14 protein-coding genes are annotated in these 15,309 nt (G+C 67.0%); 12 read left to right on the top strand and 2 right to left on the bottom strand.

Going from position 1 to position 15,309, the window contains the following annotated elements:
• Positions 1 to 8: 8 nt before the first annotated feature.
• Genes AC6CIE_RS26530 through AC6CIE_RS26520 form a run of 3 tightly spaced genes read left to right on the top strand, consistent with a single transcriptional unit; the run spans position 9 to position 4,787 of the window.
• The gene (locus AC6CIE_RS26530; protein WP_367351181.1) at positions 9 to 989 is read left to right on the top strand and encodes a Bug family tripartite tricarboxylate transporter substrate binding protein; all 981 of its coding nucleotides are present in this window, start codon (positions 9 to 11) and stop codon (positions 987 to 989) included.
• A 23-nt stretch (positions 990 to 1,012) separates the two neighbouring features.
• A complete protein-coding gene (locus AC6CIE_RS26525) occupies positions 1,013 to 3,076 on the top strand; it encodes a hydantoinase/oxoprolinase family protein (protein ID WP_218342451.1) in 2,064 nt (687 codons plus the stop codon).
• On the top strand, positions 3,063 to 4,787 hold the full coding sequence (locus AC6CIE_RS26520) for a hydantoinase B/oxoprolinase family protein (protein ID WP_218342450.1): 1,725 nt from the start codon (positions 3,063 to 3,065) through the stop codon (positions 4,785 to 4,787). The genes AC6CIE_RS26525 and AC6CIE_RS26520 overlap by 14 nt, the downstream gene beginning before the upstream one ends.
• Positions 4,788 to 4,800: 13 nt before the next feature.
• Here AC6CIE_RS26520 and AC6CIE_RS26515 read toward each other — a convergent pair whose 3' ends face one another.
• The gene (locus AC6CIE_RS26515; protein ID WP_218342449.1) at positions 4,801 to 5,604 is read right to left on the bottom strand and encodes a GntR family transcriptional regulator; all 804 of its coding nucleotides are present in this window, start codon (positions 5,602 to 5,604) and stop codon (positions 4,801 to 4,803) included.
• A gap of 185 nt (positions 5,605 to 5,789) precedes the next feature.
• Here AC6CIE_RS26515 and AC6CIE_RS26510 point away from each other — a divergent pair, with 185 nt between their 5' ends.
• The 9 genes from AC6CIE_RS26510 to AC6CIE_RS26470 are packed head-to-tail and all read left to right on the top strand — an operon-like array spanning position 5,790 to position 14,048.
• Complete coding sequence (locus tag AC6CIE_RS26510) at positions 5,790 to 6,821, top strand: ABC transporter substrate-binding protein (protein ID WP_056565933.1); 1,032 nt, start codon at positions 5,790 to 5,792, stop codon at positions 6,819 to 6,821.
• 47 nt (positions 6,822 to 6,868) lie between these two features.
• Positions 6,869 to 7,936, top strand: a complete 1,068-nt coding sequence (locus tag AC6CIE_RS26505; protein ID WP_191578371.1) for an ABC transporter ATP-binding protein — start codon at positions 6,869 to 6,871, stop codon at positions 7,934 to 7,936.
• A complete protein-coding gene (locus AC6CIE_RS26500; protein WP_218342447.1) occupies positions 7,933 to 8,799 on the top strand; it encodes an ABC transporter permease in 867 nt (288 codons plus the stop codon). Before AC6CIE_RS26505 ends, AC6CIE_RS26500 begins: the two co-directional genes overlap by 4 nt.
• A 1-nt stretch (position 8,800) precedes the next feature.
• A complete protein-coding gene (locus tag AC6CIE_RS26495; RefSeq protein WP_105236818.1) occupies positions 8,801 to 9,601 on the top strand; it encodes an ABC transporter permease in 801 nt (266 codons plus the stop codon).
• A complete protein-coding gene (locus tag AC6CIE_RS26490; RefSeq protein WP_498094727.1) occupies positions 9,601 to 10,758 on the top strand; it encodes an NAD(P)/FAD-dependent oxidoreductase in 1,158 nt (385 codons plus the stop codon). The genes AC6CIE_RS26495 and AC6CIE_RS26490 overlap by 1 nt, the downstream gene beginning before the upstream one ends.
• Positions 10,742 to 11,050, top strand: a complete 309-nt coding sequence (locus AC6CIE_RS26485; protein ID WP_239216339.1) for a (2Fe-2S)-binding protein — start codon at positions 10,742 to 10,744, stop codon at positions 11,048 to 11,050. The genes AC6CIE_RS26490 and AC6CIE_RS26485 overlap by 17 nt, the downstream gene beginning before the upstream one ends.
• Positions 11,047 to 12,489: an FAD/NAD(P)-dependent oxidoreductase gene (locus AC6CIE_RS26480; protein WP_239216337.1), complete on the top strand. Its 1,443-nt coding sequence runs from the start codon at positions 11,047 to 11,049 to the stop codon at positions 12,487 to 12,489. The genes AC6CIE_RS26485 and AC6CIE_RS26480 overlap by 4 nt, the downstream gene beginning before the upstream one ends.
• A 12-nt stretch (positions 12,490 to 12,501) precedes the next feature.
• A complete protein-coding gene (locus tag AC6CIE_RS26475; RefSeq protein ID WP_498094725.1) occupies positions 12,502 to 13,665 on the top strand; it encodes an NAD(P)/FAD-dependent oxidoreductase in 1,164 nt (387 codons plus the stop codon).
• Complete coding sequence (locus AC6CIE_RS26470; RefSeq protein ID WP_175136975.1) at positions 13,662 to 14,048, top strand: RidA family protein; 387 nt, start codon at positions 13,662 to 13,664, stop codon at positions 14,046 to 14,048. Before AC6CIE_RS26475 ends, AC6CIE_RS26470 begins: the two co-directional genes overlap by 4 nt.
• On the opposite strand, the gene AC6CIE_RS26465 is transcribed toward AC6CIE_RS26470, so the two are convergent.
• The gene (locus AC6CIE_RS26465) at positions 14,023 to 15,303 is read right to left on the bottom strand and encodes an amidohydrolase family protein (RefSeq protein ID WP_481146055.1); all 1,281 of its coding nucleotides are present in this window, start codon (positions 15,301 to 15,303) and stop codon (positions 14,023 to 14,025) included. The two genes, AC6CIE_RS26470 and AC6CIE_RS26465, sit on opposite strands and share 26 nt — an antisense overlap.
• Between the last annotated feature and the right edge of the window lie 6 nt (positions 15,304 to 15,309).

Raw genomic sequence — 15,309 nt, 5'->3', positions numbered from 1 at the left:
ACCAAGCCATGAAAACAGGGCTACTACGCAGTTGCTGTCGCATTGCCGCCGGTATCGCGCTCTTTGCGGCCGCCGGGTCCGCCAGCGCCGCCTGGCCGGACAAGGTCATCCGCATCGTCGTGCCGTTCGCGGCCGGCGGATCCACCGATCTGGTCGCGCGCAAGATCGCCGAAGGTCTTGGCCAGCGCCTGAACGCCAACGTCATCGTTGAAAACCGCCCCGGCGCCGGCGGCACCGTCGGCACCGAATTCGTCGCGCGCCAACCCGCCGATGGCTACACCATCCTCATGGGATCGGTCAGCACGCACGGCAGCGCGCCCTGCGTCTACTCCAAGCTGCCCTACGACGCCATCAAAGACTTCACCCCCCTGACGGTCGTCGCCACCATCCCCAACGTCATGTCGGTCAATCAGTCGGTGCCCGCCGCCAATCTGCAGGAGTTCGTTGCCCTCCTGAAGAAAGAGCCCGAAAAGTACTCCTTCGCCTCCAACGGCCAAGGCACCTCCAACCACCTGGCCGCCGAACTCTTCAAGTCCACCGCCGGCGTATCGATGGTGCACGTGCCCTATCGCGGCTCCGGCCCCGCGCTCATCGATCTGGTCGGTGGACAGGTCAACATGATGATGGACGTCGTCATGACCTCGTACCCCTACATCAAGGACGGCAAGATCAAGGCCCTGGCCGTCACATCGCCGCAGCGCTCGCCCATGTTGCCCGACGTGCCCACCGTCGCCGAATCCGGCTACCCCGGCTACGAGGCCATGGTGTGGTTCGGCATGCTCGCGCCCGCCAACATGCCCGAACCGCTGCGCACCAAGCTCACCGACGGCCTTGTGCAGACCCTGCACGCGCCCGCAATGAAGACCTATCTCGAGCAACAGGGCGCGCAGGTGTCGGACGTCGCAGGACCGGCGTTCGGCGCAATGATCAAGGACGAAATCAACAAGTGGTGCCAGGTCGTGAAGAAGGCCGGCATTCGTCTGGACTGACCTTCTTTATTGGAACAATCGATATGTATCGCATAGGGATAGACGTCGGAGGCACGTTTACCGATTTCACGATGATCGACGAGGACGCCGGCGTGGTGCACTTTCACAAAGTGCCTTCCACGCCGCACGATCCCTCCGAGGCCATCGCCACGGGCATCGGCCAGATGCTCGCGGATCACGGTGTCGCGCCATCGCAGGTCTCGCACGTGGGCCACGGCACCACGGTGGCCACCAACCTCATCATCGAACGCAAGGGCGCGCGCGTCGGGCTCATCACCACGCGCGGCTTTCGCGATGTGCTGGAGATCGGCCGCCAGACGCGTCCGCACCTGTACGACTACAGCGTCGGCAAACCGCCCGTGGCGGTGCCGCGTGAGTTCCGCGCCGAAGTCGACGAGCGGGTGAACGCAGCAGGCGACGTGTTGACGGCGCTGGACGAAGCGCAAGTGCGCGATGCCGCGCGCCGTTTTGCCAAGGCCGGCATCGAGGCCGTCACGATCTGCTTCCTGCACGCCTACCGCAACCCCGCGCATGAGCGCCGCGCGGCGCAGATTGTCGCGGAGGAGATGCCCGACGCCTACATCAGCCAGTCGTCTGACGTGCTGCCCGAGTTCCGCGAATACGAGCGCCTGTCCACCACCGTGCTCAACGCCGCGGTCGGGCCCAAGATGGCGCGCTATCTGGAACGCTTCCTGAACCGCGTGCGGGAACTGGATATCGGCCATGAGCCGCACACCATCCATTCCAACGGCGGCCTGATGTCGATCGCCACCGTGCGCCAATATCCGGTACGCACCTGCCTGTCGGGTCCGGCGGCGGGCGTCGTCGGCGCAGCCGCCGTGGGACGCGCCATCGGCAGCCTGAACCTGGTGACGTTCGACGTGGGCGGCACCAGCACGGACGTCTCGCTGGTATGCGAGGGCCGTCCGCTGTTCACGTCGCACCGCCACGTTGCCGGGTATCCGGTCAAGACACCCATGGTCGACATCCACGTCATCGGCGCGGGTGGCGGCAGCATCGCCTGGCTGGACGACGCTGGCGCGCTGAAGGTCGGGCCGCATAGCGCGGGCGCGGTGCCCGGTCCCGTGGGCTACGGCCGCGGCGGCCAGGAGCCGACCATCACGGACGCAGAAATCGCGCTGCAACGGCTCAATCCCGTGGCCCTGCTCAACGGCCGCATGCCGGTGTACGCAGACGCCGCGCGCGAGGTCATCCGCAGCCGCGTCGCCGAACCGCTGGGGCTGGACATGGAGGCGGCCGCCGAAGGCATCCTGCGCATTGCGGCGGCCAACATGAGCCGTGCGATCCGTGCGGTGTCCACCGAACGCGGCTACGACCTCTCGCGCTTCGCGTTGTATGCGTACGGCGGCGCCGGTCCGCTGCATGCGGTGGAAGTGGCCGAGGAATGCGGCATCCCCGTCGTCATCGTGCCGCAGGAGCCGGGCACGATGTGCGCCCGCGGCATCCTGCTCACGGATATCTCTTTCGACTTCGTGCAAAGCGAGATCTCGCTGGCCGATGCGGACAGCTGGCCCGCGATCTCCACGATCTTCGACGGTCTGCGCACGCAGGCCCAGGACTGGCTGGCATCCGAACGCGTCGATCCGTCGCTGCGCGTGTGCCACAGCGCCATCGACGCGCGTTACGAGGGCCAGAACTTTGAAGTGCAGGTCAGCCTGGACGACACCGGTGCGGGCGGCTACGCGGAATTCGCGCGCCGCTTCGCCGAGGCGCATGAGCGGGAATACGGCTACACCGTCGACGACCGCAAGGTGCAGATCATCAACTGCCGCATGCAGGCCGTGGGACAGGTGGTGAAGGCGCCCCTTGCGCCAAGACACGTGGGCGGCACGTTGCAGGACGCGGCGCGGGGCCAGCGCAAGGCGTACTTCGGCCCGGCGCATGGCTGGCGTGAAACGCCCGTCTATGACCGTGACCGCGTGCCGACCGGCGCGCGCTTCACGGGACCCGCGCTGCTCGAAGAAATGAGCTCGACCACGGTGGTGGGCGTGGGCCACGAGGCCAGCGTCGATGAGTACGGCAACCTGATCATCCGCCTGCAAGGAGGCTCGCATGACCAAGCCTGATTCCGTTCAATCCCGCGCCGCGGACGCCACGCCCACGCTGGCGGATCCCATCGGCATGGAGGTCTTCTGCAACCGCCTGCTGTCCATCACCGAGGACATGAACAACACGCTGGTGCGCGCATCGTTCTCGACCAACATCAAAGAGCGTAAGGATTGCTCGGTGGCGCTGTTCGACGCTGCCGGACGGCTGGTCGCGCAGGGCACGCAGATTCCGCTGCACCTGGGCTCGCTGGACGGCGCCATGCGCGCCATTCTGCGCACGTTCCCGGCTGACCAGATCCGCGACGGCGACGTGTATATCTGCAATGACCCGTACCTGGCGGACGGCAGCCACCTGCCCGACATCAACATCATCACGCCGGTGTTCTGGGACGGCGTGCTGCGCTTCTTCGCGGCCAACATCGCGCACCATTCCGACGTGGGCGGTGCGGTGCCCGGTTCGATCGCCGGTGGCCTGAAATCGATCTTCGAGGAAGGCATCCGCATCCCCGCCTGCCGCATCGCCCGCGCGGGCGAGACCGACGAAGACCTGCTGCGCCTCATCTGCGCCAACACTCGCGACCCGGAAGAGCGCGTGCTCGACCTGCGCGTGCAGATGGCCACCAACCGCCGAGGCGCGGCCGCCGTGCAGGGCCTGATCCGCCAGATGGGACTGGAGGCGGTGCTGCGGTCGGTGGACGACGTGATCGCCTACACGCGCAAACGCCTCTTGAACCGCATCGCGGAATTGCGCGCCGGCAGCTATACGTTCCGCAGCGATCTGGACGACGACGGCATGGGGGGCGACCCGGTCCCCATTCAGGTGACGCTGACCGTCAGCGCGGACAACCTGCACTTCGACTTCGAAGGGTCGGGCAAACAGGCGCGCGGCGCCATGAACCTGCCCTTCAACGCGTTGCGCGCCTGCGTGTACTACGCGGTCAAAGCGCTGCTGGATCCGGACCTCGCACCCAATGCGGGGTTGTTCGACCCCATCACGTTGTCGGCGCCGGTGGGCACCATTACCAATCCCGAACACCCGGCCGCGGTGGGTGCGCGGTCCATCACCGCACAGAAGGTGGCCGGCGCCATCTTCGGCGCGTTCCGCGGCCTGCTGCCGCCCGAAAAAACCATGGCGTCCAGTAACGACTGCTGCCCCGCCATCGTGTTCTCGGGCCGCTGGCGCGAGCGCGCGGGCCATTTCGTGTATCTGGAAACGCTGGGCGGCGGCGCGGGCGCGCGCTTCGATGCGGACGGCATGGACGCGGTGCACGTGCACATGACCAACACGTCGAATCTACCCGTCGAAGCGCTGGAGAACGAGTATCCGCTGCTGATGGACGAGTACGCGATGATCCAGGACTCGGGCGGTGCGGGCCGCACGCGCGGCGGCATGGCCATCGCCAAGCAGATCCGCGCCGTGGGACCGGGCATCGTGTTCTCGGCCCGCTCGGACAGCCACACCGTCGGCGTGGCGGCGGGCGTGGACGGCGGACGTGACGGACGACGCGCGCGGCTGATCCGCAATTTCGGCACGCCGCAACAAGAGGAGCTGTTCTCCAAGACCGCGAACATTGCGCTCGAAGCCGGTGAGAGCGTGCGCATCGAAACGCCTGGCGGCGGTGGCTACGGCGCGGCCTCGGCGCGGCCGCGGGCGCGCGTGGCGCAGGATCTGGCGGACGGCAAGATCAGCGCCGACGCGGCGCGCGCGGACTATGGCTTGTCCGCGTGAGCCGCGCTGCGCATCAACTGACGTTGAGCGTCATCGAGTACTTCATCTTGTCGTGCGGAAACGTGGTGATGGTGGCAAGCAGCAGCACGCCGCCATCGCCGTAGTAGCGGCGCGTGATGACGAAGCCCGGTGTGCCCGTGTCGACCTGGAGTTGCTTTGCGATCGCCGCGCCGATGGGCGTGGCGGAGAACTCCTGGTTGACCTCGGTGATGCGGTCGCCAAAGTGGTCCTCGATCAGGCGCAGCAGCGAGATCCGCGACTTCACGTCCACTCGCACGTCGGAATGCGCCGGGTCCGCGTAAATGAGCGTGCAGGCGGCGGCGACGTCGGGATCGTCCAGTGTCTTGATGGAGTTGATGTGCAGCCACTGCTGGCCGGGCTCGCAGCCCAGCGTTTCAGCCAGGCGCTTGGTGAGCTTGACGGTGCGCACGTCCTGCACCAGCAGCGCCGCGTTGCGGGCGTACTGCAGCAGGTCGGGGAACTGCGAGATGCGCTGCGTGAAGCGCGTGGTGGCGCGCGCCGTTTCCACGCGCGTGCCGACGCCCGGACGGCGCGACACCACGCCGGCAACGGTCAGCATGCGGATGGCTTCGCGGATCGTGTGACGGCTGGCGCCGAACTGTTCGCACAGCTCGTGTTCCGTCGGCAGCAGCGTCATCACGGGGTAGCGCCCCGAGCTGATGTCCTGCGACAGCGATTGATAAATGCTCTTGTAGCGCGGTCCGCCCGCCACGTCGGCCGGGAGCGCCGCGCCAGGCCGGCCGCGCGCTTCCCGCTCCCCGCCGGAACTGGCAGCGCGCTCGGAAGATCGGGTCATGAGGGAAGCCTCCTTGATTGGTTTTATAGGGTTTGTCCGGACAATAACCGATTGACAAGGCAGTCTTGCCGGATCCATTATTTGTCCGGACATTCATGTACGGACAAATTGTACGGCGGACATGAAGTCGCCGGGCAACAAATCAGTCGGTTCTTGCAGTTCTCTTCCAAAATTCGGGGGTTCTCATGAGCAAGGTACTTGCAGTGCTCGCGGCCGCGGCGGTAGCAGCCGGGCTGGGCGCAAACGCACAGGCGCAGCAGAAACTGGTGGTCGCCGGCTACGGCGGCTCGTTCGAAGACATCATGCGCAAGGACATCTTTCCGCCCTTCGCCAAACAGCACGGTGTCGAGCTGGATTACGTTGCCGGCAACTCCACCAACACCGTTGCGCGCCTGCAGGCGCAAAAGAGCAACCAGCAGATCGACGTCGCCATCATCGACGACGGTCCCATGTACCAGGCCATTGCGCTGGGCTTTTGCGAACCCATCAAGAACCTGCCCGCCGACGACATCTACACCACGGCGCGCTACAAGGACGATAAGGCGGTTGCCATCGGCATCGTGGCCACCGGCATCATGTACAACAAGAAGGTCTTCGACGAGAAGAAATGGGCGCCGCCCACGTCGTGGAAGGACCTGAAGGATCCCAAGTACAAGAAGCAACTCGTCATCCCGCCGCTCAACAACACCTACGGCCTGCACACGCTGGTGGAATATGCGCGCGAAGGCGGCGGCGGCGAAAAGAAGATCGACCCAGGTTTCACCACGTTCAAGAACGAAGTCGGTCCCAACGTGCTGGTCTATGAGCCCTCGCCCGGCAAGATGACCGAACTCTTCTCCAGCGGCCAGGCCACCATCGCGGTCTGGGGCAGCGGCCGCGTCAAGGCGTTTGCCGACACCGGCTTCCCCGTCGGCTTCGTCTACCCGCAGGAAGGCGCTTACGCACTGCTCTCGTCCGTGTGTCCGATCGCCAAGTCCAACGCCAATCCGAAGGCGCAGGCGTTCGTGGAATACCTGGTGTCGCCTGAGGTTCAGGAGAAGCTCGCCTCGGCTTACGGCTACGGCCCGGTCAACAAGAAAGCCAAGGTGGCTGACGATCCTCGCGTGCCCCTGCCCATCGGCAAGCGCGCCGCCGACCTCATCGTGATCGACTGGGACACCGTCAACCAGAACCGGGACGACTGGAACAAGCGCTGGACGCGGGAAATCGAGCGCTGACTGCGTGTGCTTAAGGGCGGCGCTGGCGCCGCCCACCGGGAGCTTTCATGACCTATCTCGTGCTGGACCGCCTGAGCAAACGCTACGGCGACACCACTGCCGTTGAAAACCTGAGCCTGTCCGTGAAGCAAGGCGAGTTCATCTCGTTGCTGGGGCCTTCCGGCTGCGGCAAGACCACCACGCTGCAGATGATCGCGGGCTTTGTCGAGCCGTCCGGCGGCAGCATCGTGCTGAACGGCAAGGACGTCAGCAAGGTCCCGGCCAACAAGCGCGGGCTGGGCATGGTGTTCCAGAACTACGCGCTCTTTCCGCACATGACCGCGGCCGAGAACGTGTCGTTCGGCCTGGAGATGCAACGGGTCAAGAAGGACGAGCGGCTGGCTCGCGTGGCGGATGCGCTCAAGCTCGTGGGCCTGTCGCATCTGGCCGACCGGCATCCGGCGCAGATGTCGGGCGGCCAGCAGCAGCGCGTCGCGCTGGCACGCGCGCTGGTCATCCGTCCCAGCGTGCTGCTGCTGGACGAACCGCTCTCCAACCTGGACGCCAAGCTGCGCGAAGAAATGCAGCTTGAACTGCGCAGCATCCAGCGCACCGTCGGCACCACCACCATCCTCGTCACGCACGACCAGTCCGAGGCGCTGGCGCTGTCGGACCGCATCGTTGTGATGAACCAGGGCCGCGTCGAACAGGTGGCCGAACCGTTCGCCGCGTACGAAGGCCCCGCCAGCCATTTCGTCGGCGGCTTTCTGGGCAAGGCCAACGTCTTCACCCCGCAGGCCGAGCAGTACGAAGGCGAGATGCGCGCCCGCATCGGCGAGGCGCACATCGGCCTGGAAGGCGCGCCCGTGCCGCAAGGCGCCGTGATCGTGCGCCCCGAAAAGATCCTGTTTTCCGAACCCGCGGCCTGTGCGTTGCCCGGCCGCATGAAGACGCGCGTGTTCCAGGGCAATCACTGGCTGTGCCAGGTGGAAACGTCGGTTGGCGAAGTCATGGTGATCCGTCAGAACGACGGGGTGCCGGTGCCGGCCGAAGGCGAGCCCGTGCATCTGCGCTGGCGCGCGCAGGACATGTGCACCGTCGATCCGGCCGCTGCGCCGCAAGGTAAAGCGTCATGACCGCGCGCACCAATCCCTGGGTGCTCAGCGCGCCGGCGCTGGTGGTGTACGCCACGTTCCTCGTGGTGCCGATGGCGCTGGTGTTCCTGATCAGCTTCTTCGACTTCCAGTTTTATGGCGGCATGCAGGCCACCTTTACCTGGAAGAACTACATCGAGATCTTCTCGGACGGCTACTACTACGAGATCTACGCGCGCACGTTCGGCGTTGCCGCGGCCGTGACGGTCGCGTGCCTGGTGCTGGGCACGGCCGAAGCCTACGTGCTCTCGCGCATGGCCAATCCGTGGAAGGGCCTGTTCCTGATGGTGGTGCTGGGGCCGCTGCTGATTTCGGTGGTGGTCCGCACGCTGGGTTGGGCGCTGCTGTTCGGCTCGACGGGTCTGATCAACAAGGCGTTGATGGGCATCGGGCTGATCTCAACGCCCATCGACCTCATGTACAGCAATCTGGGCGTGGGCATTGCGCTGACGCACGTACTGGTGCCGTTCATGGTGATCGCGGTGTGGGCATCGCTGCAGCGGATCAACCCGGCCACCGAGGCCGCCGCGCTGTCATTGGGCGCCAGCCAATTCACCGTGATCCGGCGCGTGATCGTGCCGCAGGTGATGCCCGGCATTCTGTCCGGCGCGATCATGGTGTTCGCGATGGCAGCCAGCTCCTTTGCCACGCCCGCGATCATCGGCGGACGCCGCTTGAAGAACGTGGCCACCGCCGCGTACGACGAATTCCTGAACACGCTGAATTGGCCGCTGGGCGCCGCACTGGCCGTGGTGCTGCTGGTGGCGACTGTGGTGGTGCTGCTGTCCGCCAACCGCATCATCGAGCGCCGCTACGGCGCGGTGTTCAACCAGGCCGGAGGCTGACATGCAATTTCGCAACGGCCCCATCGGCCTCGTCTTCCACACGCTGTTCATCCTTTTCATCCTGGCGCCCATCGTCATGGTGTGCGCGGTGGCGTTCACGTCCGAGGGCTTCATCTCGCTGCCGTCCGGCGGGCTGTCGCTGCGCTGGTTCCGCGCCATCCTGGACAACCCGCGCTTTGTCGATGCGTTCTGGTTCAGCCTGGGCCTGGGCACGCTGTCGGCCACGCTTGCCATTGCACTGGCCGTGCCCAGCGCGCTGGCCATCGCGCGCAATCGCTTTCCCGGTCGCGAGGCGCTGGTGGCGTTCTTTCTGTCGCCGCTGATGATTCCGCACGTCGTGCTGGGCCTGGCGTTCCTGAAGTTCTTCACGACCGTGGACCTGGCCGGCACGTATTTCGGCCTGGTGGTGGCGCACGTGATCCTGGTCATGCCGTACGCGCTGCGGCTGGTGCTGGCGTCTGCGGCGGGCATCGACCCGGCGCTGGAGCGGGCGGCGCAATCGCTGGGCGCGTCCAACTGGACGGCCTTCCGCCGCGTGGTGCTGCCGCTGCTGTTGCCGGGCGTGGTGAGCGGCTGGGTGATCGCGTTCATCACCAGCTTCGATGAGCTGACGATGTCGATCTTCATCGCCTCGCCGTCCACGACAACCTTGCCGGTGCGCATCTTCCTGCATATCGAAGACACCATCGACCCGCTGGTGACAGCCGTGTCGGCGGTGCTGATCTACGTGACCATCATTGCCATATTCATCCTGGACCGCGCCGTCGGCCTGGAGAAGCTGTTTGTAGGAAAGGGACGCTGATGACGGACGAGAAAGAACTGGCGCCGCGCGCGCCCGTGCACCGCGGCATCTACGATGCGGTGGTGATCGGGGGCGGGTTGGTCGGGTCGGCCGTGGCCTACGGGCTGCGGCGCGAGCTGGACCACGTGGCCGTGCTGGACGAGGGTGACGTGGCCTACCGGGCCTCGCGCGGGAACTTCGGGCTGGTGTGGGTGCAGAGCAAGGGGATGGGGCTGCCGCGCTACGGCGTGTGGACCATGACCTCGGCCAAGGGTTGGCCGCAACTTGCTGCCCTGCTGCAGGAAGAGACCGGGGTCGACGTGCACCTGGAGCAGCGTGGCGGCCTGCACGCGCTGCTAAGCGATGAAGAGGTCGAGGCGCGCACGCGCTTCATGACCACGCTGCTCGCGCAGCCGGGCATGGCGCAGTACGACTGGAAGATGCTGGATCGCGCCGAAGTCGCGGATCTGGTGCCGGGCATCGGCCCGGAAGTGCGCGGCGCGACGTGGACGCCGGTGGACGGCATTGCGAATCCGCTCAAGCTCCTGCGCGCGCTGCACATGAGTTTTGCACAGCGGTTTGTGGATTACCTTCCGCAGCGTCCGGCGCAGAGCATCCGGCTGCGTGACGGCGTGTTTGATATCGCCACGCCCAGCGGCACGGTGCGCGCGCACAAGGTGGTGCTGGCCTCGGGGCTGTCCAACAAGCAGCTGGGCGAACAGGTGGGACTGGACGTGCCGGTGCGCCCGCAACGCGGCCAGATCGTCGTGCTGGAGCGCACGCGCCGCATGCTGGAAACCCCCTTGTCCACGCTGCGCCAGACCGACGAAGGCACCTGGCTGATCGGCGACTCGCAGGAAGAGGCCGGCTATGTGGACAACCTGGTGGGCCTGCCGATCCTCGGCACGCTGGCCGACCGCGCGGTCCGCACACTGCCCGCGCTGCGCGACGTGCGCGTGGTGCGCAGCTGGGCGGCGCTGCGCGTCATGTCCAAGGACGGCTTTCCCATTTATCAGCAATCCGAAACGTGTCCGGGGGCGTTCGTCGCCACCTGTCACAGCGGCGTGACGCTTGCCGCCGCACACGCGCTCAATCTGGCGCCCATGATCGCCGCCGGTAGCCTGGCCGACGACATGGCGCCCTTCTCGACCCGGAGGTTTCATGTTCAAGCGGCTTGACGAGGCGCAGCGGCAGGCGCAGGGCGCGCCGGTGCGGGTAACGGTGAATGGGGCCGAGATGCTTTGCCGTCAGGGCGACAGCGTCGCTGCCGCCTTGTTTGCGGGTGGCGTGCAGGCCTGTCGCGATACGGCGGTCAACGAGGTGCCGCGCGGGCCGTACTGCATGATGGGCGTCTGCTACGACTGCCTGGTCACCATCGATGGGCAAGCGAACCAGCAGGGCTGCATGACGCCCGTGCGGGATGGAATGAAGATCGAGCGCCAGTTGGGTGCGCGCAAGGTGCAGGCATGATCGACACGACGCAATGCGATTTGCTGGTGGTGGGCGCAGGCCCGGCAGGTCTCGCCGCCGCAACGCTGGCCGCGAACCTGGGCGTGAACACCGTGCTGCTGGACGAGCAGCCCGCGCCGGGCGGCCAGATCTACCGCGCCATCACCACCACGCCGGTCACCGATCGCGGCATCCTGGGCGAAGACTACTGGCACGGCGCCACGCTGGTGCCGCCGTTTCAGCAGTCCGGCGCGCGCTACGTGCCGGGCGCGACGGTGTGGGCCGTGGCCCAGCGCACCGCGCCCGAATCAGCGGAAGGCTTCGAGGTGGCGTATTCGGTCGCGGGCGAAGCGCGCATCGTGCACGCGCGCCGCCTGCTGCTGGCCACCGGCGCGCAGGAGCGGCCGTTTCCGATTCCGGGCTGGACGCTGCCGGGCGTCATCACGGCGGGCGCCGCGCAGATCCTCTTGAAGTCTTCTGGGGTGGTGCCGTCCGATCGCACTGTGCTGGCCGGTTGCGGACCGCTGCTGTACCTGGTGGCCTGGCAATACCTGAATGCAGGCGTGAAGGTGGACGCGCTGCTGGAAACCACGCCGCCCGGCCGCCTGGGCCAGGCGCTGCCCAAAGTCTGGGGATTTCTGCGCTCGCCGTACCTGGGCAAGGGGCTGAAGCTGCTGCGCGCGGTCAAGGCCGCCGTGCCCATCGTCAAGGGCGTGACCGCGCTGGAAGCGCTGGGCGACGGCAAGCTGCAAAGCGTGCGCTACACGGCCGGCGGCGTCACCAAGACGCTGCCCGCCGATCAACTGATGCTGCATCAGGGCGTGGTGCCCAACGTGAACCTGTCGCGCGCCGTGGGCGTGGCGCATCGCTGGAACGACGCGCTGGACTGTTGGGAGCCGGAGGTCGACGAGTGGGGCACAACGGCGGTGGACGGCATCGGCATGGCTGGCGACGGCGCGGGCATCGCGGGCGCGGTGGCGGCCGAGCACCGTGGCCGGCTGGCCGCGTTGCAGGCCGCGCATCTGCTGGGCCGCATCGACGCGCGCAAGCGCGACAGCGAGGCCGCCGTGCCGCGCGAGGCGCTGGCGCGGGCCGTGCGGGGCCGCGAGTTCTTCGACACGCTCTACAAGGCCCCTGAAGCGTTCCGGCGCCCCACCGGCGACACCATCGTGTGCCGCTGCGAGGAAGTCACCGCCGCGCAGGTGCGCGAGACCGTCAAGCTCGGCTGCAGCGGGCCGAACCAGATGAAGGCCTTCCTGCGCTGTGGCATGGGGCCGTGCCAGGGCCGCTTTTGCGGCCTGACGGTGGCCGAGATCATTGCCGAGGAACGCGGCGTGCCGACCGAGGAAGTGGGCTACTACCGGCTGCGTTTCCCGACCAAGCCGCTCACGCTGGGCGAACTGGCCTCCTTGCCGCAGACCGACGATTCGCGTCAGGCCGTCGTCCGCCTGAAGAAATGACGGGTGGACGCCATGACCGTTCAAACGCGGGCGGCTGAAGTCATCATCATCGGCGGCGGGCTGCACGGCAGCTCGGCCGCGCTGCATCTGGCGCGCGCCGGCGTGCGCGCGCTGGTCATCGAGAAGAACTATGTGGGGCGCCATGCCTCCGGCGTCAACGCGGGCGGTGTGCGCACGCTGTCGCGCCATCTGGCCGAGGTGCCGCTGGCGCTGGCCTCGCGCGAGCTTTGGTATCGCATCGGCGAGCTGGTGGACGACGACTGCGGCTTCGAGCAGCACGGGCAGGTGCGTGTGGCCGAGAACGAGGCGGATGCCGAGACGCTGCGCGCGCGGCTCAAGACCATGACGGACCACGGCTACACCCACGAACAGTGGATAACGCGCGAGGACCTGCTGGACCTGATTCCTGCGATTGCGCCGACGGTGCAAGGCGGCCTGATCGCGCGCGAGGACGCGGCGGCCGATCCCTACCGCACCACCCTTGCCTTTCGCATGAAGGCCGCTAGTCTTGGCGCGCAGTTTCTCGAAGGCGTGCGCGTGCACAGCGTGGCGCGGCACGACGGCCAATGGCGTGTGGAGACGGACGCCGGCGTGTACACCGCGCCGCAGGTGCTGAACTGTGCGGGCGCGTGGGCCGACCGGATCGCCGCGCAATGGGGCGAGCCGGTGCCGCTATTGCCCATCAGTCCCATGATGCTCGTCACGCTGCGCATGGACCACTTTCTGGATCCCGTGGTGCTGGGCACAGGCCGCGCGCTGTCGTTCAAGCAGCGCACCAACGGCACGGTGCTGATTGGAGGCGGCCGGCGCGCGTGGGTGGACCGTGATGCCGAATGGACCGAGCTGGATTTCCGCTCGCTGGCCGAAGGCGCGCGCACGGTGGTCGACCTGTTTCCGCACATGCGCGATGCGATCGTGAACCGGGGCTGGGCGGGAATCGAAGCGGCCATGCCCGACGAGATTCCCGTGATCGGCCGCAGCAGCCGGCACGAGACGGCCTTTCACGCGTTCGGGTTTTCAGCGCACGGCTTTGAGCTCGGGCCCATCGTCGGCCGCATCATGGCCGACCTGATCACGACCGGCGCGACGGACCTGCCGATCGCCCCATTCCGGATCGAACGTTTCTCGGATGCCGGCCCGGCATCCGGTTCATCCACCAAGGAGCAACACCAATGAACGATATCGTGCGCAAGGAAACGAACGAGCGCCTGTCCCGCATCGTGATTCACGGCGACACCGTGTATGTGGCGGGCGTGACCTCGAATGCGGAAGGCGGCATCGCCGCGCAGACCCGCGACGTGCTGGCCAAGATCGACGGCTATCTGAAGCAGGCGGGCACGGACAAGTCGCGCCTGTTGACGGTGCAGATCTGGCTCAAGGACATCGAGCGCGACTTTGCCGGCATGAATGCGGTGTGGGCGGAATGGGCGCTGCCGAAGGCAATGCCCACCCGCGCCACGTGCGAGGCCAAGCTGGCCTCGCCTGATCTGCTGGTGGAGATCATCGTGACGGCCGCTGCGCGGCCGGCGTACGTCAGCGGGCCGACGTCTGAAAGCTGACTTCGCCGGGACGGCCCGGCAGGTTCAGCGTGGCGGTGGCCGGCGGCGTGGTCGCCACCACCTTGCCGGCGCGCAGCACCATCAGGCGCGTGGCGCGCAGGCGCAAGGCCTCCACGGCGTCGCGCGCCTGCAGCAGCACCAGGTCGGCGCGCTTGCCGACTTCCAGGCCCGTCTCGTCCAGGCCAAGAATCCTGGCAGGCGTGGTGGTGACCGCTTCGAAACAGGCGCGCATGGCGTCCTGGCCCGTCATCTGGCCGACGTGCAGGCCCATGTGCGCAACTTCCAGCATGTCGCCGGAACCCAGGCTGTACCACGGGTCCATCACGCAGTCGTGGCCGAAGGCGACCGGCACGCCCGCCGCCATCAGTTCCGGCACGCGCGTCATGCCGCGGCGCTTGGGGTACGTGTCGTGGCGGCCCTGCAGCGTGATGTTGATGAGCGGATTGGCAATCGCGGAGACGCCTGCCTCGCGGATCAGCGGGATCAGCTTGGACACGTAGTAGTTGTCCATCGAGTGCATGGACGTCAGGTGCGAACCCGTCACGCGGCCGTGCAGGCCCAGGCGCTGCGTGTGGTACGCCAGCGTCTCGATGTGGCGTGACAGCGGGTCATCGCTTTCGTCGCAGTGCATGTCCACGCGCAGGCCGCGTTCGGCCGCCAGTTCACACAGGATGCGCACGGATTCGGCGCCGTCCTGCATGGTGCGTTCGAAGTGCGGAATGCCGCCCACCACGTCCACGCCCATGTCCAGCGCGCGCTTCAGGTTGTCCAGCGCGCCGGGCGCGCGCAGTACGCCGTCCTGCGGGAAGGCAACGAGCTGCAGGTCAAGGTAGGGTTTGACCTTCTCGCGCACGTGCAACAGCGCTTCGGTCGCCAGCAGACGCGGATCACAGACATCAACGTGCGAGCGGATCGCCAGCAGCCCGCGCGCCACGGCCCAGTCGCAATAGGCCAGTGCGCGTTCCACCAGCGCTTCCTGCGTCAGCAGGGGTTTGAGCTCGCCCCACAGCGCGATGCCTTCAAGCAGCGTGCCCGACTGGTTCACGCGCGGCAGGCCGAAGGACAGCGTGGAATCCATGTGGAAGTGCGCGTCGACAAAGGGCGACGTCACCAGCTGGCCGGCGGCGTCCACGGTCTGCGCGGCTTCGGCCTTCAGCGCCGGTTCCAGCGCGGTGATGCGGCCGTCGGCCACGCCGATGTCGATGTTCGTGCGGCCGTCGGGCAGCGTGCAGTTCTTGATGATCAGATCGAGCATGCGAAT

The sequence above is a fragment of the Achromobacter sp. GQ309 genome (genome assembly GCF_059759315.1).
Note: the sequence above shows the minus strand (reverse complement) of the source record. Positions and strands in the feature narration are given on the sequence as shown.

Excerpts from the sequence above, each read along its gene's own strand:
- AC6CIE_RS26530 (WP_367351181.1), top strand. The coding sequence starts at position 9 with ATGAAAACAGGGCTACTACGCAGTTGCTGTCGCATTGCCGCCGGTATC.
- AC6CIE_RS26525 (WP_218342451.1), top strand. The coding sequence starts at position 1,013 with ATGTATCGCATAGGGATAGACGTCGGAGGCACGTTTACCGATTTCACG.
- AC6CIE_RS26520 (WP_218342450.1), top strand. The coding sequence starts at position 3,063 with ATGACCAAGCCTGATTCCGTTCAATCCCGCGCCGCGGACGCCACGCCC.
- AC6CIE_RS26515 (WP_218342449.1), bottom strand. The coding sequence starts at position 5,604 with ATGACCCGATCTTCCGAGCGCGCTGCCAGTTCCGGCGGGGAGCGGGAA.
- AC6CIE_RS26510 (WP_056565933.1), top strand. The coding sequence starts at position 5,790 with ATGAGCAAGGTACTTGCAGTGCTCGCGGCCGCGGCGGTAGCAGCCGGG.
- AC6CIE_RS26505 (WP_191578371.1), top strand. The coding sequence starts at position 6,869 with ATGACCTATCTCGTGCTGGACCGCCTGAGCAAACGCTACGGCGACACC.
- AC6CIE_RS26500 (WP_218342447.1), top strand. The coding sequence starts at position 7,933 with ATGACCGCGCGCACCAATCCCTGGGTGCTCAGCGCGCCGGCGCTGGTG.
- AC6CIE_RS26495 (WP_105236818.1), top strand. The coding sequence starts at position 8,801 with ATGCAATTTCGCAACGGCCCCATCGGCCTCGTCTTCCACACGCTGTTC.
- AC6CIE_RS26490 (WP_498094727.1), top strand. The coding sequence starts at position 9,601 with ATGACGGACGAGAAAGAACTGGCGCCGCGCGCGCCCGTGCACCGCGGC.
- AC6CIE_RS26485 (WP_239216339.1), top strand. The coding sequence starts at position 10,742 with ATGTTCAAGCGGCTTGACGAGGCGCAGCGGCAGGCGCAGGGCGCGCCG.
- AC6CIE_RS26480 (WP_239216337.1), top strand. The coding sequence starts at position 11,047 with ATGATCGACACGACGCAATGCGATTTGCTGGTGGTGGGCGCAGGCCCG.
- AC6CIE_RS26475 (WP_498094725.1), top strand. The coding sequence starts at position 12,502 with ATGACCGTTCAAACGCGGGCGGCTGAAGTCATCATCATCGGCGGCGGG.
- AC6CIE_RS26470 (WP_175136975.1), top strand. The coding sequence starts at position 13,662 with ATGAACGATATCGTGCGCAAGGAAACGAACGAGCGCCTGTCCCGCATC.
- AC6CIE_RS26465 (WP_481146055.1), bottom strand. The coding sequence starts at position 15,303 with ATGCTCGATCTGATCATCAAGAACTGCACGCTGCCCGACGGCCGCACG.